The following is a 19,830-nucleotide window of genomic DNA, read 5'->3' as shown; positions in this document are numbered from 1 at the left end:
ATTTGCCTAAGTTAAAGATTGAAAGTAACCGTCCACAAAATTGTCTAACGTCATACCGTCTCTGATCCGCATTTTTTGGGAGCGTGCTACCTTTTCAAGTAAACTTCTGTTTTTCGATAAAGTCGAAATCATCCTACTAGTGGAATCTATATCAGAGATATCCAGTTCAAAGGCATTTTCCCCTAAGCTAACAAGCTCTTGTAACTCTGGATAGCTTGGCACAGCGACTGGTAAACCTAATGACATAGCTTCTATGATGACATTGGGCATCAAACTTGTTCCAACACAAGTACGCAGCGGCAATAACAATAAGTCAGCATTGGTCATCTCCTCCAGCACACTCACCTCATCTTTAAAGCATACCCTATGCTCTAAATTTGCGTGTTTTACTAATCGGCAAAGATGTTTCTTTTCGCCAAAGCCGCTCAAGGCCAATATCAGTGTAAACTCTAACGCTTTACTAGCTTCCAAAGAAGCCGCCAACTCGATCAGAGTATTGACTCCCTTAGAAGCTTTAGCATGTCCTAGATAGAGTAGTACAAAATCATCACTTTGTACTTTCGTGTCAGGCAAGACATCGATAGGAAAATCATTAAGAGAAAATACTCCGTTTCGGATCAAAGTAATGTCATTAACGCCATGGACTACCAACTGCTTACGCTGGTACTCACAGTGAACGATGACTTTGTGAAATTGCTTTAAAGACAAGGTATACAGAAAAGAACAGGCAAAAGAATTCCCTATCAATATATGTAAGTACTTTATCGAGTTTGAAAAAAAGTATTTAAAATTACCTTTAAGTTCATCAAAAGTCAGATAAGACTGCCAAATAGAAACCACAGTTTTTTTTATCGCTGAGCGACACAGGAACACCGTTAACAGAAAGGACTCCACCGGCGTCGCTATATGAAAGTTAATAAACTTATAGTCGAGATGATTTCGATTAATATCCCTACATATTAACCACAAATTGTTTACCGACTCGGCTAGAGAGGAATATCTACTGGTAGAGCGATAGAAAAACTTTTCAACTTTCGCTACAGTTATAAAATCTATCGGTGTATAGGTGACCACCTTCTCACCTTTCTGGGAGATGCCTTCCACCAGGTTGACAAAATTTTTACTCATGGCCTCTTTCTTATCCGCACGGAACCGATGCAAGGCAAAGCATATTTTTTCCATCTGACTCCCAGCAAAAACCAATACCCATCATGACTTATAGTCTAAGTAACTGAAGTTAGACAATACAAACTACAAATATAAATAGAGTGAGTCACGTAAATCTTGGTGTAGCTGAGCATATTTCGCCTGAGTGTCGAACTAACATTCAGGCTATTAGGAGCTAATCCTGAATACTTAGCTATCCGTTTATTGCTTGTAAATATTTTCATACGGCGAGTCAGTCTAACTACTATACTGGGCACTAACGAACTCGAGTATCAAAAAATAATAATTAGTTTAAAATCAATCTTGTTCATGAGTAGTACATGGTTTACTAAAAGGAATCGTCATCAAGGGACAAATTAGGGAAACATGAATGTCATTATTTTCATTTGCACTATTCAGAAGTGCCTTGTTTCGCGTGTTTTTTCCGCTACTCTTGGCTGTGCAGCTGTGTTTGTCTAGCGAGTCATTATTAATATTACTGTCCCCCTATCAAAACTTAATATCAACCTTCCCTTACATCATGCTCTCCGTCGTCATCTTCTTAAGCCAACCTTTTAACCAGGGAGCAACAGGACTTGTGGCTCTCTTGATGGTTGTTAGCCTTTATTTGATACAAAACTATGTCGGTATTGACGACCTAACGGATATTCAGAGATTCACTTTCTGCTTATTGGTATTTGCTCTTCCTGTAAACCTATTTTTGATTCACTTTCTACCGGAAAAACGTTTGCTATCTCGATTTGGCATTAACTACCTACTATTCATTCTGTTTCAGGTAGTTTGGTGCTGGTTGCTGCTGGAGCAGCTCACCAATGAAAATGTCAGCTGGCTCTGGAGCGCATATCTTAAACCATTACCTTCATTGTCTTCATCACCGCTGCTACTGATCATCATCTCAATGGCTCTAACCTTAGTTAGCGGATTCATCGTCTTATTCAGAAACTCAAATTTTGACCACACCATCTTCATTAATCTAGTATTTTGTACTTTAGCCTTAGTCTTTTTTGATACCCCTGCCATTCCAGCAATATGCTTTTCATTAGCTGCGACACTACTACTGTTGAGTATTATCACTTCAAGTCATGAACTGGCATTTATCGATCAACTGACTGAATTACAAGGCCGTAGGGCATTAGAAATTGAAATGGAACACATAAACGGCCTTTACACTATAGCCATGCTAGATGTTGATCATTTCAAACAGTTTAACGACTCCTATGGACACAGAACCGGAGATGAAGTCTTGAGGCTAGTAGCACAAATAATGAAGCAGACAGAAGGAAATGCCTCAGTATTCAGGTATGGCGGCGAGGAGTTTATTATCTTGTTCAAGGGTAAAAACTCGAATCAATGTTTACCCTATCTCAATGAACTAAGGAGTAAGATAGCCAACTATGATCTGGTCATACGTGACCACCATGAAAGACCAATCCTTGATAAAGATGCCAAAATTTATAGCCAAGATGTAGGAGAACATAAAACCGTGAATATCACTGTCAGTATAGGCGTCGCGGACAGCATCAATGCCAGAACTAAACGACATGACCTAGGCACTGATGAAGTATTCAAGGCTGCAGATAAAGCCTTGTACCGGGCCAAGAGTGGCGGTAGGAACAGAGTGACAAACTTAAGGTTTGCCTGATACCTCTCTCCCCAGTCCACATGCCGCTACAAACAGTCACTACAATAAGCATGAATCACTTATTATTTTTAGGTTTACTAACAAAAACATGATGATTCTACAAGTGACCAGTAAACGTGTGCTAGCTGCAAATATGAAATTCAACATTCTGACTGGCCATAAAAGGCTGTGCATTGGCGCCTTTTAACATGGCTATGGTGGATAACATGCCTGCCATCACACAGTTTTCAGCAATAACCGTCACAGATAGAGGTGCCTGTTCCACCGGATAGCCTGTGTTAAGGTTTAATATATGCCCGTATCGCCTGCCCTTATCCAGTAAAAAACGCCGGGTATGTCCACTGGTAGCCAGACCTCCGCCAATTAAGCTAATGGTAGATTTGTGATTGTCCAATGCAAAAGGATCTTCTATTCCCACCAGCCAGGGCTTTTCGGCTATCGAAGTACATGCAATATCACCACCTAAATTAACCAGAGCCAATTCCTGAGGATAATGAAGCGTCAACAGACTCACCGCCCTGTCACAGGCATACTCCTTGGCAATACCGCCAAAATCTAAGCTCATTCCATTAGGGATAAACAAGCGTGATGTCTCTATAATCAGCTTGTCAAATCCAACGAGTGTCAGTGCGTTCTCAATGGATGCAGGACAAGGCAAACTTGCATCAGGCCCGAAGTCCCAGAGTTTCAATATGGGCCCCGCCGTGATATCGAACATACCATTACTGGCGTCGAAGCACTGCTTAGAGAACACTAACAGCGCAGATGTTTCGGCGTCTATGTTCTGCCAGTTGCCCCCATTAACATTAAGCCTACTAAGTAAACTGCAGTGGTTGAAGCGACTGTACTTTTGTTCTATGCGCCGTGTTTCCTGCATAACCTGATAGGCCATGAGAAAAGCCAGCTCTCTGTCTGCTGTGCGAATAAGCACCTCACACCGACTGGCCATGGCATTAAAGCTCGCCAGATGCCCCCAGGATGTGGGAGCCAATGATAAACCTCCACTCATGGTGTACTTTCCTCACTTTAGTACATGTCATTACCAATCATCGCATACTCATCATGACAGCCATTGTAAGATTCAGCCTCATATCACCAAACGCGTGAATCTTTGTAAAATGATCACTTTAGGTGTATTAAAATGATAGTCCCAACTGAAAGATGATCGCCTTAAGACTTGGATACAACTCTTGATGAGCCAACTGGCCGGTGGCTTGATCTCCGTTAGCATAGGGATCTTGTTGATAATACTCCAGACGGTAGCTGGCCTTAGTACCATCAATTAAGGTATGACCTATTTTTACTCCTAAGGTATAAGTATTCATGTTACCGATACGATAATCTGCCGACGCAAATTCAGGTCGCACTTCTCCTGAGTTCAGGAAGGCCCGATAGAAGCTAGCCGCTTCTTGCTGGTAATATCTCAGGTGAAGCTGGCCAAAAAAAGATGAAGTGAACTTGTATCTATAACGGGTCTCAAACGTATGAGAGGACACGCCCCAGTCATCAGAACTATAACGATAAGCCAGATCTGTCACCCCGGTAGATAACGCGTGTTTACTAAACAAATACAGACTTTGCTTAAGACGTTCATCGGGCCTACTCTCATACAGGTATGCCTCACTGGTTCCCGATGCATCAACCAAGCTGAGTACCTTGTAGGGATCAGTCATGTATCCTTTCAAAGAAGATAAGTTATAGCTGAGCTGCACTAACATATACCGATTAATTATCTGGGTTAAGCCAACACTTAGATCCACTGTCTGTTTATCGGTACTCGCTATCTCACGAGTCTTATCAAATTCAGTTCTGAATTGGGCTTGAGACTCAAAATCATCCCGAAACACCATCTTACTCATGGCCACGGGCCGTCCGCCTACGGGATCGACCAAATCATAGTAATAGGCCATACCTAATGAAAGTTGAGTGTTATTCTTGTTAAACGAGCGCTCCAGTGCCGAGTTAATACCCAAGGAGGTGTAATCATATTCTCTCGACAGATAAACACCATGATTACTGCTCCAGTCAGGTGACCATATCTCAGCCCAGTTGCCACTGATCTGCACTCGAGTGTCTTTAAAAGTATCATCTAACGGGATAATACCAGCATCAATATTATACTCGCCATTGCCTGACGGACGGGTAAAAGTCTGTCGTTCATCCTGAGCCACGGCGCCATTTGCCGAAGAGCCAGTTAAGGTATCGAGCACTAACTTGCCTTCGTAAACCCGTTTATCGCCTACAGGTAACTTAAGATTGAAAATCCCCTCGGCTACCGTCACCCTGTCCTGCTCCTGATAATAGAGTAAGGCGGCATCTATTTTAGGTGAATCCGTCTCATCTGTGTCTGATGGGCTGGTTTCAGCGGCAATGGCCACCGAGCTAGTCATCCCTAGAAGCGCAAAACTGGCAGCCGACAGAGCCTCGTAAATTGAAGGTTCACTCGTAAAATTAGCAGTTTTAAGCCTACTTTCAATGCATGATTTTGGCTCAGTGCCAGTCTGAATTATTGTCCTATCTAGTGTTTTAGTTACAGCCACAACCGCCCCCGGCGAGGGCCCGACCACCACTCGTGCCCTCTTTGCTGAAATAGATGTGGTCATCCAAAGTCAAATCCAGTTTTTCACTGTCCAGCGCCATATCTTCACGAGCAAACTGATCCCGCTGCCAAGGCTCCACACCTAGGCTCGAGCAGGCCGTCAAAAATAAACAGACCAAGATCGGCAGGTTTTTGGCTGATTTAATTTGCACTGTACCGATTATCATCATCTCGCCTCAACTTGAATAGAATATCCTACACCAACTCATTCAACTCACTTTTCTTCGCTATGGACTTCCGCTTGTTCTTGCTTAAGATAGTATAAAATCTCGGCTTCATAGTCCGCCTTATGCTCCGAATAGAAACCCACGTGTTTAGCGACTAATTTACCTTGTCTGTCGAATAGGTAACTACTGGGCATCCCCAAGATATTAAATTGTCCTGCGACCTGGATATCCGGATCATAGGCGATAGTGAAATCGGCGGAGATCTGCCCGAGAAACTGGCGGGCGAGTGACATATCATTGTCTAAATTGATGGCAATGATCTTAAGCCCTTGATCTGCATATTTATGGTGCATTTCATTCATCCAAGGGAAAGACTTTCGACATGGTCCACACCAAGACGCCCAAAAATCGATATAAATCAGCTCTCCGGAGAATTGAGATAATACATAGGACTGCCCGTTTGCATCCTGGACACTAAGCGCTAGACTTGGAGCCGCCGAGAGTGAATTAACTTGCAAGAATATGCTCGAAATCAAGCAAATTTTAACCCATTGGGTTAACCAATTTATAATTGACGATCCCATATTCAAGCCCAAAAAACTCTGTGTATTAAACTAGTTATACACCAAGCGCCAGCATCTGGAAATAGCCTAACGATAATAAAAAGCCCAAACCAGATACTGATTTGGGCTAAAGCTAGTTTCGACTATCTGCTGTCAATTATTCTAACCCTGCCTCGAAGGTCAGGAAAATTTCGTTAACAGATTTATCGGCTAAACGAGTATCAGTATTTACCTGTTCGAGACTCGCGTGAAGTAAGTAAAGTCCCGCACTTGGCGGAGTAAAGCTGATCGAACCCGCTTTATCCGATACAAGCTCAATGGCATTGATCTTATTGCGATACAAGGTACCGGATTTGACCACAGAAACGGTCACGCCCTCTACGGGCTTACCATGGAAAAGGAAGTTTATCTCAGTGACTTCATTTTCAATGATGTTTGCCGGGTGTGTCACAGGCTGTAACTCAAGGTATTCATTGTTAACCTGATAAGCCATATAGTTAGGTTTATTGAGGGTCACATAAGACTCGACACGAGAAAAGTACATAGCACCTTGTAACTCATATCCTTCTTTTGGCATCACAGCCCTAGTAGCCTGTTTATCCATTGCAACGCGCACAGGCTTATCTTGGCCCTTCACCTTGTAACGGGAGTAATATTTGGGTTTGGTTTTTTTCTCGAAACGATAAGTGCCATCTTGTGTCAGCTTGTAATCAAATACTGACTTACGACCGCCTTTATAACTTGAAGAGGGAGAAGCTAGCTTGCCATCGGGCATCACAATCTGAACATCTTCACTGCCAAAGGGCTTATCATAGATAAACACTTGGTTACTGGCAGAAACATCAGAAGTGATCCACACACCTTTCCCTGTATCGGCTGAGACATTGAAGTGACTAGGTAATATCCAACGGTCATGAGCCTGAGCCTGGTTACTCATAAAGGGACTCAACATAGTGCTTATTAAAGTAAGGCTTGCGGTAACTAACAGTGTTTTTTTCATTAACTGACCTATAAATTACATGATTAAATATGAAAATGGATGACTTATTAGCCCAGTATTTGGCTGACTAGCAACTTAAAAATGATGGCTAGAAGGTTCATCTCAAATTTAGAAAATTAAGGTTGAAAATGGATCTTGATCTCCCCCGTTTCATGAGTTGGGGCGATATGGGCAGTAAATTCCTCAGAGCCTAATTCAAACTTGTGTCTCACTAGATCCCTACCTCCATGCTCTCTAACCACCTCCACCAGCAAGGTATATCTGCCATTCGGGACCGTTTTCCCGTCAACACCAGTCATATCCCAATGGAGCAAGTATTTTCCTTCAGGGCGAGTCGCAGAACTCACCCCGTCCACTAATTGGCTATCTTCACGGCCGGCTTTTCTCCACCAACGCCTGATATCTTTAAGCCACTTGTACCCTTCATCCCAACGCCACAAAGCGAGCGTACTGACATGCTTACCTTTAGCATTTTCAATCCATACCGCGGTATAAGGCCTTAAATACTGGCCTTGAGTTATTTCCGGTAAGTTAATCTCGACATCGAGTCCAGTCTCAACCTCTGCTTTGACCCAAGACGACTGAGTTATCAAGGAGGTAAGAAGCAGTAAGCGAGCCAAATACCGCTTAATTGTGCTGATGTCATTAACGTATCTCTGTGCTGGCTTCATGGAACTCCTTCGTTGATTAATCTATCCAAATCAAATGCCTTAAAGCACTTGTGTGACATATACCAAGCCACAGCTACCGCTCACAATGACCATATAAAATAGTGAATTTTTCAGCTTTCTAGTTTGAGGAAGTAGCAAGTAAGCACCACTCATAGAAAACAAAATGATAAGCGCAGAGCTAATGTCGAGTATCCATTGCCAGGCAAGGCCGGCATTTCTCCCCTTGTGCAGGTCGTTCAGTACGGCGATTGCACCGTAATGATGGCTCTCGACAAAAACCAGATTATCCAAGAGGTCTAAAGTAAAAACCTGATAGGTACCCGGCGCCTTGTGTACCAGTGAAATCTCATCTTCACTGAATTGTGCTTGGGTTATATCTACAGACCATTGGCTTTTCATCCAATGGCCTAAAGCTTCACGCCACTGTGCTTCGTCTCTTTGAGATGCGATTAAATAATCCGGCAGCGGGATCTCTGAGTATTTAGCCCCTTCTTGATTAGTATCGAACCATTCAGGATGGTTGAGAGTAATGCCGGTTACGGCAAAAAACAGCATAAGTAACAGCAGAGCCATAGACACATAAATATGAATGGTCCGTGCAATGGACAGAGAGCTTCTGCTGACACGGATTTTTTTTGCTTTTACCTTGGCGGCTTTTGTGGCCTTGTCACGAATAACAAGCTGAGGTTCATCTGTTGGTAAAGCATTCAATGACTTCATTACGAATAGTTCGGGCGAGTAAAATCGACCATAAAAATGTTAAAACGTGCCACAACACTAAATGATAACAATTATCATTATTAGCGAATTTACGTTATTTACCTTACCTTAAATACATAACTCCACCTCCAGCCACATGAAGCGAGCAAAAAATACGCACACAAACCCATATTCCCCTAAATAACTAAAGGTTATTAGTTAAATACCGATAAAAATACCGTCAATTAAGTATTTTCAACTTAAATATGTATCCTGAGTGTCGAGGCAAGTAGTAGTGAATTTAGAGAGTGTGAATAAAATACCGAGAAACGCTTCGATCGTATTTCATCTGTTTGCGATCGTGACTTTGAGTGTTTTTAGCCTATATCGGATCTGGATCGGTGACTACAAACACGCTGGATTCTTCTCCTTAGCCATCACTCCGCTACTTTTCTCCTTGCTGCGAGAATGGCAATACAAGGCCAACATAATACAGAAACAAATAACGCTCATCATCGTGAGTATTGCCATCTGTTATAGTTGCTTTTACTTAGGTTACAAAGGACTTATCTATCTTTTCCCTACTATTTTTGTCTATTTTTTCCTGTTTAGCATTAAACATGCCCTGCTCTTATCTTGTCTATATTCTTTATTCGGGCTCGGCTTTGCACTCAACATAGAGCCTTCCTCTGTCATCGCTCGCTATTCCATCGCCATCATAGACTGTATCGTCTTCGGCACCCTATTTTCGCATATCATCAATAAACAAAAAGATGCCCTATTTTATCTTGCCAACACCGACGAACTCACAGGTGTCTATAACCGCAAGCGCCTAAAACCAAGCTTAAATAGCGCAATAGAAAACAAAATAAAACACCAGACCAAAGCTAGCCTGCTCTTACTCGATCTCGATCATTTCAAACAAATTAATGATACTTATGGCCATATTACGGGTGACAATGTATTACGCGCAGTAGCCGAAACAATTACGCGCAACAAACCGGACGGCGCCGAGGTGATACGTTTCGGAGGGGAGGAGTTTTTAATCAAATTACCGGGCACCGACGGCGAGCACGCCCTCATTTTCGCCGAGCAGTTACGGCAGAGGATTTCACAAATTACTCTCACAGGAGTTTCCCAACTCATCACTTGCAGCATAGGAGTGAAAGAACTGGAAGGTGACAGCTTAGATGAATGGATTAATTCCTGTGACAAGGCGCTCTACAAGGCGAAAAATGCCGGCAGAAACCGAGTCATTCAGGCGGGCTAAATTCATACTTATCCAGTAAACCTATTCACTATGTACCTGTAATGAGTACATGTATCATAAATATCAGCATCATTAATACGACCAATGAGTTAGCCTAGCTACAATCCCGATAGCTATCCGATTTAAAGAGTATGTCATGTGGTACCAAAAAGAATTTAAATTAAACGCTAAGCCTCGCGGATTTCATCTAATCACAGATGAAGTCTATGATGCGCTTTCAGAGCTAAAAAAATTCAAAATAGGCATAGCCCATATCCACCTGCAGCATACCTCGGCCGCGTTAACCATCAATGAAAATGCCGATCCCAGTGTACGGGTCGATTTCGAGCGTTACTTTAATCGCCTCGCGCCTGAAATGAGCTTTATTATACCCACACCTACGAAGGGCCAGACGATCCCTTCCTATCACGAATGGCCGTTTAAATTTGGGCACATGGCAAGGGATCTATCTGTGTGAGCCTAGAGACTGTGGCGGTAAACGCAGGCTAGTTGTTACCCTGCAAGGAGAGTAACTTACTTCTAGGCAACAGTTCAAACCCGTTTAACACCTCTTTAGAAGTTGTAAGTATAACCTTCATTTTATTACTTCAATTTACTCTAAGCACCCGGCTAAATTGTTTGTTTTTTCAACACCGGAGATGGATAATTAATCTTGGGTGATAATGAAACAGGCATGGGGAACGCAGATGAAACTGCCTAACACACAATCCTCACTACTTAGTAACTTCCAAACGCAGCAAGAGAAACGCCAAGAGCAGATAGAGAAGCTCAGTACCGGACTTAAGATAAACAAGGCATCAGACGATCCCGCAGGCCTGCAGATAGCCAATAGGCTCACATCCAGTATCAATGAGTCAGATATACGTGCCAGAAATGCCCGAGACGAACAGGGACAGCTCAATATTGAAGCGGGTCAATACGCTTCCATTACCGACAACCTCGTCAGGGCCAGAGAGCTCACCATACTGGCTGGAAACCCCATTTACGATAAACAGGCAATACAATCCGAGCTCGATCAACTAACCGAAGAGATCAATGTCGTCGCACAGGAAGTACTGGGACAGGATAATTTCATGTCAGGACTCGATGCCAGCGATCCTAATGCTTCACTGACTGCAATCGATGATGCTGGTGCGAGCATAAGTGACAGTGCAGGCACCAATGGTGCTCAATATAATGCCCTCGATAGTCGTATCAATAACTACCAAGTTAGCAGCATCAATAACAGCGCTGCACGCTCGCGGATTCAAGACACTGACTATGCACAAAGCTCGGCAGACTTACTCAAGACAGAGCTGCAACTGAAAATCGCCGTGATCCTGAAAAAAGATGAAGAGGAGCGAAAAGGTCTGCTATTTAATCAGTTTATCTAGCCCTACTCTTAAAAATAGCGCTTTTATTTCAAGGCGGATTTTCCAATACTATTCAAATAAACCTGTTTATACAGGACTAGTCATCCAAATCTATAGGCTTAAGTAACTCGAGCCAATCATCCCCTGTCATCTCAGAAACAGCCAAACTCTCTTGCTGATAGATACTCTGTGCTAAGTTCTGTTTAGACTCCTGCAGCAGCTGTATCCTCTCCTCAACGGTATCCTTACAAATAAGTTTATAGACAAACACAGATTTTTCCTGGCCTATTCTGTGAGCCCTATCACTGGCCTGCTGCTCGGCAGCAGGATTCCACCAGGGATCGGTATGAATTACCACATCGGCAGCGGTTAGATTCAGACCTGCGCCCCCCGCCTTCAAGCTGATCAAAAATATCGGCACCTCTCGCTGTTGAAACCGCTCAACCAATGCGCCCCGGTCTCGACTCTTTCCCGTCAGCTCCACAAAACTAATGCCTAGCTTTTCTAAGTGTTCACCAATCAAACTCAACATGCTGGTAAAAGAAGAGAAAATTAACACCCTCCGGCCCTCTTCGAGCATGCCAGGAAGCTTATCGGCAAGCCAATTCAATTTCCCCGAGCGAGTATCGAGTCTGCTAACCCCATCGAGAAGTGGCAACCCATTGGTTGCATCTTGCTTATCAAGCCCATTAAACTCTGAGGTTACTGAGCCCGTGTCTATTTCGGCACCGACTAAGTCTGATTGCTCAATATGATCGAGTTTGAGTAAGTCGGGATGACAACAAACCTGCCTGAGTTTGAGTAAGGCATTACTGATGGCTAAACGATTACGCTTTACTCCTGAGACTGAAACTGCTTTTCTCATCTCTTCAGACATGGTCAAACGGATCGTTTCATACAGATCTCCCTGTGTTTCGGTAAGATTTATATACTCATTGATCACCGTCTTATCTGGCAACTCTCTGGCGACCTCAGATTTAAGCCGGCGTAACATAAACGGAGCGATCCTCTGCACCAATGCCCGACGACGCTCATCATCTTGCTCTTTTTCAATGGGCACTTGATAATGCCGCTGAAACTGAGCGTAGGTACCGAGGAAGCCCGGCATGAGAAAATTAAACAATGACCATAACTCTCCCAAATGATTCTCTAAGGGCGTACCGGTTAAACAGAGTCTATGGGTCGCAGATAAGCTGGCTACGACTCGGCTAATTCGACTCCGAACGTTCTTGATTGTCTGGGCCTCATCTAAGATCACTAAATGAAAGTGTTGCTTGGCCAAGAACTCTGCATCTTGCTGCAGTGTGCCATAGCTAGTGATAAAGAGATCGCAGCTATCGATCTCATCTTGTAGACTGTGGCGCTTAGGCCCTGACCAGAGAAGCACTCTAAGCTCGGGGGCAAATGTTTTAGCTTCATGCTGCCAATTGGCTAACAAACTCGTTGGCGCAACCACTAAACAAGGACGAGATAGTTTACCGGCCTCTTTATCGAGTAAAATACTACTCAGAGTCTGGATCGTTTTCCCCAGACCCATATCATCGGCAAGTATTCCGCAAAATTCGTGTTCCTTTAAAAACTGCAACCAGTTTAATCCCAGCTGCTGGTACTCTCTGAGCTCTGCATTGAGCCCAACAGGTGGTGGAACAAAAAAATCTATCTGCTTAGCTTTAACCTTTCTACCTGCCGAGTCCTGATCGCCTATACTCATGTCCAAATAAGCGTAAAGTTGCTGAGCTTTATTCTGTAACCACTGACTGCCCTGCCAATGCCACTCTTTCTTGTTGATTTTATCTCGATCAGCCAGTTCTGCAATTCGAGTCAACTGATTCATAGACATGGTTAATGTCTCATCAACTGACAGCGGTTTTCTCTCATACAACTCGACCAATACAGTGAGAATATGCTTCACTCTGTCGGCAGGCAGAGACAGGCGCTGACCAGAGTCGAGTTCCATGAGTACTGTTTCGGTATCGCTTAGATTTTGCAGTAAACCCTGTCTTATCGCTTTGACCAGATAGGGCAATAAATTAATCTTCTTGCCATCCACCTCAACACCCAGTTCAAGGTCGAACCATTGCTTATTTGCGGCTTGATGGCTCACCTCACCATACCAAGTCTGGACCTGTACCAGACTAAATCGATTGATTAATTGAAAGTCTATTGTCCAGCCAGCCAACATCAGACACCTTATAGCAAGCATCTGTTGACTCAGCATCTCAGGTAACTGGCGATCGCCCAGTAGGAATTGATGCCAGACAATAGGTTCAAAGCCAGATGAAAGGAGGGGGAAATCGGATAGCTGGATGCTCAGTTCCGAGGCGAGCTTGAGCAGATGCGGTGACTCATTGGCGAGATCAAAAATGTCGGTTAACCCACATTCCAAATTATCGCTGATGAGGGTAAAGCTAGCAATCTGTATATCCAGATGGCTCAGCTCATCCCATGGAAACTCGATACCCTTACGATAAACCTTCAGTGTGGGCTGCCATTCCCTGTCATCATCTGCTACTTGTTGCAAATATTCAGTGCACTGTTTATCGCTGATTTTACTCAGAGACGAGGGCAATTCGCTCAACACCAGACTCATACTTGCAAGGTCTAGGTATTGTCCTGAAGCCACTTGGTGGAATGCTCCTGGCTCGACAAAATCACCGAGATAATGTTGTTCGACTTTAAGAGGAGCTTGCTCGCAATGCTGCCAAAAACAGCGTTGAGTAGACACTAAATAATAAAGGAACTCACTATCGCAGGTATCGCCTAACCCTAAGGAAAGCGTCTCTTGCTGAGCATCTCGGGTTTCATCGTCCAGTACTTGGGCTAGCTCCTTTAACCTATGCAGTAAGTAAAGATCAGTTTGAGTCACAAACTTTGGCAAGCTGCTTCTCCCTAGCACTTCGAAGCCTAAATCTGTCTTGGTTGAGTATTTCCCCTTTTTGCTGACATAGCCTTTATGGACGCGTAAATGTAGCGCACCATCTCTTGCTGATAACAAGTACACCACTCTATGCCTGGCCATATTTGGATAAGGATCGTAGCGTTGATTGAGCTCGGTTCTCAATAACCTGAGTGCTGTATCGGCACGTTTTTTCTCACTTGGATAAGGAATGATAGGGTCTTGTCTGGCTAAATAATCAATGGCGATGGCGGCAAGGTGAATACAAGGTAACAGCGACTCGCCGCATTGGCTGCACCCCGTATTACCGGAAGCAATGACAGGACCCGCTGACCAGTCTAATGTGGCTGTCACAATAGACTGATTTACATCACTGACATCAAAGTCCTTAATGACTCTGCTCAGCTCTTTAGTTGTTCTAAATTGTGCAGACAACACAGGCCCACTATAGTCGAAATCAACTTGCGGCATATCCAGTAAAACCTGCATCCCGTCAAATATTACTGACTGGCTAAAAAAATTTTCTAGTTGGGTCAATCTCGCCTTCCAATCATAACTGTCGATTCAAACCAAAAACACACTAAGGTGATATCTAACAGATCACCGCGCTCAAGCTTGTAAACTATTTAAATTAAAACGAAAGGGAGAACTATATCATTGATGAGGTTAAGGCCTATATATTATTGTGTGATAAACGCCATTTTCATGCTCATAGTGAGGCGATCGATTATTGAATAAGCCATTTATATTAAAACATATGATAAGGGTACAATTCTCTTATCGCTTTTTGGCTTCATTCTTATATAATCCATCGTATACAATATCCTCACATTGAATTTCCTATGACTAGCTTCGATCCTACTGAACATCCTCACCGTAGATATAACCCACTCACGGGTGATTGGGTGCTCGTCTCTCCCCATAGAGCTAAGCGTCCCTGGCAAGGTCAGGACGAAACGGCGACCGATGGTCTAGATCTGAGCTATGACAAAGACTGCTTCTTATGTGCCGGTAATCAACGCATCAGCGGTGAAGTTAACCCTGATTATCAATCCACATTTGTGTTTGGTAACGATTTTGCGGCGTTAGCACCAGACACACCTGCAGCACCCTTTAATGATGATCCCCTGATGCGCAATGAAAGCGTCCGCGGCCTGAGTCGGGTGATCTGTTTCTCACCAGATCATAGCAAGACACTACCTCGACTCACCACAGAGCAACTCCGCCAGGTTATCAATACCTGGGAGAGTGAAATTACAGCTTTGGGAAAGGAGTATATCTGGGTACAGGCATTTGAAAATAAAGGCGCTGTCATGGGCTGCTCTCAGCCCCACCCCCATGGACAGGTATGGGCCAATAGTTACCTGCCGAATGAAGTCAGAAAGAAAGACCAAAATTTAAAAGCATATCAGCAAGAACATGGCCGCAATCTACTCTTGGACTATGTAAAACGAGAAATGAAAGATGGTAGCCGTACTGTTGTCGAGACTGAACACTGGCTAGCAGTTGTGCCCTACTGGGCTGCCTGGCCTTTTGAAACCATCTTGATGCCAAAAAGTCACATTCGCCGCTTCGATGAATTAAGCCATGGGCACAAAGACTCACTGGCCCTGGCCATTAAGAAGCTGACCACCCACTATGACAACCTGTTCAATTGCTCTTTTCCTTACTCTATGGGCTGGCACTTCGCACCATTTCAGCGAGATCAAGAAGGTGAATTAACCAATAACGACCATTGGCAGTTACACGCCGTGTTTTACCCGCCTCTACTACGTTCAGCCACGGTAAAGAAGTTTATGGTGGGTTATGAGATGCTGGCCGAATCCCAGCGAGATCTAACCCCGGAGCAAGCCGCAACCAGGCTAAGGGATGCTACCGATATCCATTATTTAGACAAAGGCTGATGGCATTATATAAAAGTAAGATAAATAATTCAGCCAGCTTAAGTAAGTTAAGCTGGCTGACATGACTAAACTAGGCCCTAGGATCTAGATAAGGTTATAGAGCAAACAATCCACACCTAGGCTCATTTATCCAGCGGCGTACCTTCAATCTGTTTCTTCCCAGAGAACATGGCCGATATTATCCCAGGCTGATGACGTACCTCGGCGATAATCACCCCAACAACATGCAGTACAATTAATAACATAAGAAAATAGACGCTATACAGGTGTACGGTTCCGGCCAGACTCTTATAGGGTTTGAGCACGGCCAGCTTAGCCTTATCTACGCCAGTTTCATCGTAAGGCTTAATGCGAGTGGCATCGACGCCTTCGGCGGCGATATATTGAGTCACAGCTCCCCCAAATGGCGGATAATAGATATCCGTGCCAGCACGGAGTAATCCCGTCGCCATGATCAGCATTAACGTGATCATGATGACTAGCACAGCCAACTTGCCCATGGGATTATGACCTAAGTATTGCGGATTTTCTCCTGCACGTAAGGCTGTTTGATAACGTTTTATTGCCCCAAGTTTCGGTAAGTTGCCAGAAAATTTAGCAAATCGATTGCCGATAAATCCCCATGAAAGCCTTATTATTAGATTGATTGCAAACAAATAACCAATAACTGTATGTAACTCTTTCAGGCCTATCTTAGCCTCTAATCCCGTGATGCCAACTTCACTCTTAAACAACATGATTAAGCCAACAAACATCAAGCTGAGCACCAATAGCAGGTTAACCCAATGAAACACACGTGTGGGTCTGTCCCATACTCGGTAGGTTTTACTCTGATTTGTGTCTTCGGTAGTCGATAATGACATAATGATCCCCCCAGATCTTTTAGTACATAACTTCAACAAACTTGAAGCTAGCTAGTATGTTACGCCTATCAGGAATAAATAGGGTTAAGTTTTATTAATTAAACAAGATGATATGTCGAATAAATGTGAGCAAGATTTCTTTATTGGTAAGAGCGTCTCTTTGAGACCATAAACTTGCTCAAAGTGGGAGGGGTATTAGGTATATAAAGGCGGGATTTAGCAATAAAAGAAGCAGTTAAAGTTGAGAGAGTAGAGGCGGATAAGCCACCTCTATTTCAGTTCTTAGCTACAACAAGAAAATGCTACTCAGAGATACGCTCGAGCTTAGCCAGATAGAAACCATCAAATCCAGAATCTGCCACGCTGATGTTTTCATCTTCGATAAACTTGAAATGCTCATTTTCAGCCAGGAAGGCATCAATCTGATCTCGGTTTTCTTCAGGCATGATAGAGCAAGTAGCGTAGATTAAGATACCACCCACTTTTACCATACGGCTGTAGCTTTGCAGAATATGTTTCTGTAGCTCAACCAACACAGGTAAACGCTCAGGGGTGTCACGCCACTTGGCATCCGGGTTACGTTTAAGTACCCCTAGGCCAGAACATGGTACATCCAGCAACACACGGTCGGCACTGAGCTTAAGGCGCTTAATAGTCTTAGAGCTGGCAATGATACGGGTCTCAACGTTATGGGCGTTGGCGCGGCGAGCTCGCTGTTTCAAACTATCAAGTTTCCACTGCTCAACATCCATAGCCAATAAACGTCCTTTGCCCTGCATCTGAGACGCGATGGACAAAGTCTTTCCGCCAGCACCGGCACAGGCATCGATCACCCGCATACCCGGTTTAGCATCTACTGCCGTAGCCACCAGTTGTGAACCGGCATCTTGTTGCTCGAACCAACCTTTCTTGAAACTCTCGGTGCGAAACAGTGCCGAATCAGAAGTGACTTCCAGTGCAGTATCGACGCCCTCGACCTCTTTCGTTTGAACTTGCTCATTTCTCAGCTTCTTGCCTAACTCTTCACGGGTACACTTAAGTAAGTTCACTCGTAAATAACGCTTAGGTTGGGTACTTAACGCCGCTCTTTCTTTAGCCCAAGCCTCACCAAGCTGGGCCTGACCCATGGTATCTAGCCATTCAGGACAGCCATCCCACAGAGCGGGTTGTGCCTTGGCTTTTTCCAAACGGTCAAAATATTCTTTTTCATCAACTTGTAATGCATATTGCATCTTAGGCAGATCGAGTTCATGGAACAGGTGCCAGACGTTAAGCAGACGCGTGCCCATGCGTGACATCTCTTCGAATTTCACATCGGAAAGATAACAGTAGAGGTTTAACCTTCGTAGGATATCTCCGGCAACCACTGTGATACGAGCCTGTTCAGACGGCGCTAATTGTAAGCCCGAGAAATGATGAGAATAGGCTCTGTCTAAGGGTTTTCCTTCAGATAAAACCATATCTAAAACATTAATGACTAATTCGGTCGAGCTGGGAGAAAGTGGTGAGTTAAGCATGAAATCGCCTGCGGTGGATGCCTGAAAATCAAGACTGAAATAAAAACGAGTGGATCATAGGAGTTAAGCCATCAATACGCAAGTAAAGACTGACTTAGGCTTAAGTATTTTTGACCCCAAGCCTAATTCAACTGAACATAACAAAAAAAGCGACCATGAGGCCGCCATTTTACATCTATGTCTGAATGAGAAAACGTCTACATTTTTGAGCCTTTCGCCCCATAGAACAAGATAAAACCATAACAGATAATCGGTAAGAAAAACGCCTGTTGGATCCCCATGGCATCGGCAGTTACACCTTGAAGGAGCGGTAAAATGGCGCCGCCAACAATGGCCAGACACAAGATACCTGACCCTTGTGACGTATGAGGGCCGAGATCCCGTAAAGCCAGACTAAAGATGGTCGGGAACATAATTGAGTTAAACAAGCCAACCGCCAGTATCGCCCACATGGCAATACTACCAGTACTTGTCATGGCTACAGCCACCAACAGAGCGGCCATCAGTGCATTAAACGCCAGCACCTTACCCGCTTCAACTTTTTGCATCACAACCGAGCCCACAAAACGCCCAATCATGGCACCGCCCCAGTAATAGGCAATATAGTGCGCCGCATCCGCTTCTTTCAATCCAGCAATATGACTCTCACCGAGGAAGTTCACCAGAAAGCTGCCAATAGACACTTCGGCGCCCACATAGACAAAAATCCCCACAGCTCCCAATACCAGATGGGTAGACTGCAGGGCGCTGGTCTTGCCCTTATAACTGATCTGGCCAGTGTTACTTGCTGTATGGGCTTCTATTTTCGGCAATTTCAGATTGGCGAAGATAATCGCTAGGCTAGCCAACATGGCCGCAAGCAAGAGATAAGGCAGCTTAACCACCTCGGCTTCGGCCTGGGCGTGTGCCAAATCAGAGGCTGCCGATGAAGCCACTGATAATATCAATACAGCGCCAAAGAAAGGCGCAACAGTTGTTCCTAACGCGTTAAAAGCTTGGGTTAAATTTAAGCGACTCGATGCTGTATCGCTGCTCCCCATAGCATTGACATAGGGATTAGCTGCGACCTGTAACAAGGTAATGCCCGAAGCCAACACAAACAAAGCCCCTAAGAAAAGGCCGTAGGTGGCGTATTCGGCGGCGGGATAAAACAATGCACAACCCAAACTCGCGACCACCAACCCAGTCACAATGCCTTTCTGATAGCCTAAGCGTTTAACCAGCTTACCCGCAGGAATAGACACTAGAAAGTAAGCGCCGAAGAAACAAAACTGGATCAGCATTGCCTCGGTGTAATTGAGTGAAAAGACTGCCTTAAGATGTGGGATCAAGATGTCATTGAGACAGGTGATAAACCCCCACATAAAAAACAGCGAAGTCAGTGAAACTAAAGCGAAGCGGTAATTTTCTTGGGGCTCGCTGCCCGCAGTGACGCCTAAGTTACTCGATGTATCAGGATTATACGATGAAGCCATATTGTTATTCTCTATGTTATTTTGACAATATTGATGCTAACTATT

General features: G+C 44.1%; 16 protein-coding genes and 1 pseudogene. 5 read left to right on the top strand and 12 right to left on the bottom strand.

All coding sequences use genetic code 11. From position 1 onward, the window contains the following. Positions 1–6: 6 nt before the first annotated feature. On the bottom strand, positions 7–1,182 hold the full coding sequence (locus sps_RS03575) for a glycosyltransferase family 4 protein (protein WP_077751272.1): 1,176 nt from the start codon (positions 1,180–1,182) through the stop codon (positions 7–9). Between the two features lie 355 nt (positions 1,183–1,537). Here sps_RS03575 and sps_RS03570 point away from each other — a divergent pair, with 355 nt between their 5' ends. Then, positions 1,538–2,809: a GGDEF domain-containing protein gene (locus sps_RS03570; protein ID WP_077751271.1), complete on the top strand. Its 1,272-nt coding sequence runs from the start codon at positions 1,538–1,540 to the stop codon at positions 2,807–2,809. 121 nt (positions 2,810–2,930) lie between these two features. Here sps_RS03570 and sps_RS03565 read toward each other — a convergent pair whose 3' ends face one another. The 7 genes from sps_RS03565 to sps_RS03535 all read right to left on the bottom strand — a co-directional run bounded on the left by sps_RS03565 (position 2,931) and on the right by sps_RS03535 (position 8,529). Beyond that, positions 2,931–3,818, bottom strand: coding sequence for an FAD:protein FMN transferase (locus sps_RS03565; protein WP_077751270.1), 888 nt, complete (start codon positions 3,816–3,818; stop codon positions 2,931–2,933). A 127-nt stretch (positions 3,819–3,945) separates the two neighbouring features. Beyond that, the gene (locus sps_RS03560; RefSeq protein WP_418346765.1) at positions 3,946–5,241 is read right to left on the bottom strand and encodes a DUF3570 domain-containing protein; all 1,296 of its coding nucleotides are present in this window, start codon (positions 5,239–5,241) and stop codon (positions 3,946–3,948) included. A 94-nt stretch (positions 5,242–5,335) separates the two neighbouring features. Beyond that, on the bottom strand, positions 5,336–5,578 hold the full coding sequence (locus sps_RS03555; protein ID WP_077751268.1) for a DUF4266 domain-containing protein: 243 nt from the start codon (positions 5,576–5,578) through the stop codon (positions 5,336–5,338). A gap of 44 nt (positions 5,579–5,622) precedes the next feature. Then, the gene (locus sps_RS03550) at positions 5,623–6,159 is read right to left on the bottom strand and encodes a TlpA disulfide reductase family protein (protein WP_077751267.1); all 537 of its coding nucleotides are present in this window, start codon (positions 6,157–6,159) and stop codon (positions 5,623–5,625) included. A 136-nt stretch (positions 6,160–6,295) separates the two neighbouring features. After that, the gene (locus sps_RS03545) at positions 6,296–7,138 is read right to left on the bottom strand and encodes a DUF4198 domain-containing protein (RefSeq protein ID WP_077751266.1); all 843 of its coding nucleotides are present in this window, start codon (positions 7,136–7,138) and stop codon (positions 6,296–6,298) included. Positions 7,139–7,254: 116 nt separating this feature from the next. Further along, positions 7,255–7,809: a DUF2271 domain-containing protein gene (locus sps_RS03540; protein ID WP_077751265.1), complete on the bottom strand. Its 555-nt coding sequence runs from the start codon at positions 7,807–7,809 to the stop codon at positions 7,255–7,257. Positions 7,810–7,848: 39 nt separating this feature from the next. After that, on the bottom strand, positions 7,849–8,529 hold the full coding sequence (locus tag sps_RS03535; protein ID WP_077751264.1) for a PepSY-associated TM helix domain-containing protein: 681 nt from the start codon (positions 8,527–8,529) through the stop codon (positions 7,849–7,851). Between the two features lie 274 nt (positions 8,530–8,803). Here sps_RS03535 and sps_RS03530 point away from each other — a divergent pair, with 274 nt between their 5' ends. The 3 genes and pseudogenes from sps_RS03530 (at position 8,804) to sps_RS03520 (ending at position 11,151) form a co-directional block, all read left to right on the top strand. Further along, positions 8,804–9,778, top strand: coding sequence for a GGDEF domain-containing protein (locus sps_RS03530; protein ID WP_169915668.1), 975 nt, complete (start codon positions 8,804–8,806; stop codon positions 9,776–9,778). Positions 9,779–9,914: 136 nt separating this feature from the next. After that, positions 9,915–10,290, top strand: a pseudogene (locus tag sps_RS03525) (secondary thiamine-phosphate synthase enzyme YjbQ). A gap of 174 nt (positions 10,291–10,464) precedes the next feature. Further along, a complete protein-coding gene (locus sps_RS03520; protein ID WP_077751262.1) occupies positions 10,465–11,151 on the top strand; it encodes a flagellin in 687 nt (228 codons plus the stop codon). Between the two features lie 76 nt (positions 11,152–11,227). Here the strand turns inward: sps_RS03520 and sps_RS03515 are convergent, their stop codons facing one another. Then, the gene (locus sps_RS03515; protein WP_237157981.1) at positions 11,228–14,563 is read right to left on the bottom strand and encodes a DEAD/DEAH box helicase; all 3,336 of its coding nucleotides are present in this window, start codon (positions 14,561–14,563) and stop codon (positions 11,228–11,230) included. A 305-nt stretch (positions 14,564–14,868) separates the two neighbouring features. On the opposite strand from sps_RS03515, the gene sps_RS03510 reads away from it, so the two are divergent. Further along, positions 14,869–15,930 (top strand): UDP-glucose--hexose-1-phosphate uridylyltransferase, encoded by a 1,062-nt coding sequence (locus sps_RS03510; protein WP_077751261.1) that lies wholly within the window; start codon positions 14,869–14,871, stop codon positions 15,928–15,930. Positions 15,931–16,052: 122 nt separating this feature from the next. On the opposite strand, the gene sps_RS03505 is transcribed toward sps_RS03510, so the two are convergent. The 3 genes from sps_RS03505 to sps_RS03495 all read right to left on the bottom strand — a co-directional run bounded on the left by sps_RS03505 (position 16,053) and on the right by sps_RS03495 (position 19,785). Next, a complete protein-coding gene (locus tag sps_RS03505; RefSeq protein ID WP_077751260.1) occupies positions 16,053–16,793 on the bottom strand; it encodes a cytochrome b/b6 domain-containing protein in 741 nt (246 codons plus the stop codon). A 302-nt stretch (positions 16,794–17,095) separates the two neighbouring features. Next, positions 17,096–18,310 (bottom strand): RsmB/NOP family class I SAM-dependent RNA methyltransferase, encoded by a 1,215-nt coding sequence (locus sps_RS03500; RefSeq protein WP_077751259.1) that lies wholly within the window; start codon positions 18,308–18,310, stop codon positions 17,096–17,098. Positions 18,311–18,507: 197 nt separating this feature from the next. Beyond that, positions 18,508–19,785, bottom strand: a complete 1,278-nt coding sequence (locus sps_RS03495; protein ID WP_077751258.1) for a sugar MFS transporter — start codon at positions 19,783–19,785, stop codon at positions 18,508–18,510. Between the last annotated feature and the right edge of the window lie 45 nt (positions 19,786–19,830).

Source organism: Shewanella psychrophila, from assembly GCF_002005305.1.
Classification (GTDB): Bacteria; Pseudomonadota; Gammaproteobacteria; order Enterobacterales; family Shewanellaceae; genus Shewanella; species Shewanella psychrophila.
This window is presented reverse-complemented; position numbering and strand designations above follow the sequence as displayed.

Bases quoted from the DNA above. Each gene is read 5' to 3' on its own strand.
- sps_RS03575 (WP_077751272.1), bottom strand. From the start codon at position 1,182: ATGGAAAAAATATGCTTTGCCTTGCATCGGTTCCGTGCGGATAAGAAA.
- sps_RS03535 (WP_077751264.1), bottom strand. From the start codon at position 8,529: ATGAAGTCATTGAATGCTTTACCAACAGATGAACCTCAGCTTGTTATT.
- sps_RS03570 (WP_077751271.1), top strand. From the start codon at position 1,538: ATGTCATTATTTTCATTTGCACTATTCAGAAGTGCCTTGTTTCGCGTG.
- sps_RS03505 (WP_077751260.1), bottom strand. From the start codon at position 16,793: ATGTCATTATCGACTACCGAAGACACAAATCAGAGTAAAACCTACCGA.
- sps_RS03500 (WP_077751259.1), bottom strand. From the start codon at position 18,310: ATGCTTAACTCACCACTTTCTCCCAGCTCGACCGAATTAGTCATTAAT.
- sps_RS03520 (WP_077751262.1), top strand. From the start codon at position 10,465: ATGAAACTGCCTAACACACAATCCTCACTACTTAGTAACTTCCAAACG.
- sps_RS03555 (WP_077751268.1), bottom strand. From the start codon at position 5,578: ATGATGATAATCGGTACAGTGCAAATTAAATCAGCCAAAAACCTGCCG.
- sps_RS03550 (WP_077751267.1), bottom strand. From the start codon at position 6,159: ATGGGATCGTCAATTATAAATTGGTTAACCCAATGGGTTAAAATTTGC.
- sps_RS03565 (WP_077751270.1), bottom strand. From the start codon at position 3,818: ATGAGTGGAGGTTTATCATTGGCTCCCACATCCTGGGGGCATCTGGCG.
- sps_RS03495 (WP_077751258.1), bottom strand. From the start codon at position 19,785: ATGGCTTCATCGTATAATCCTGATACATCGAGTAACTTAGGCGTCACT.
- sps_RS03540 (WP_077751265.1), bottom strand. From the start codon at position 7,809: ATGAAGCCAGCACAGAGATACGTTAATGACATCAGCACAATTAAGCGG.
- sps_RS03545 (WP_077751266.1), bottom strand. From the start codon at position 7,138: ATGAAAAAAACACTGTTAGTTACCGCAAGCCTTACTTTAATAAGCACT.
- sps_RS03510 (WP_077751261.1), top strand. From the start codon at position 14,869: ATGACTAGCTTCGATCCTACTGAACATCCTCACCGTAGATATAACCCA.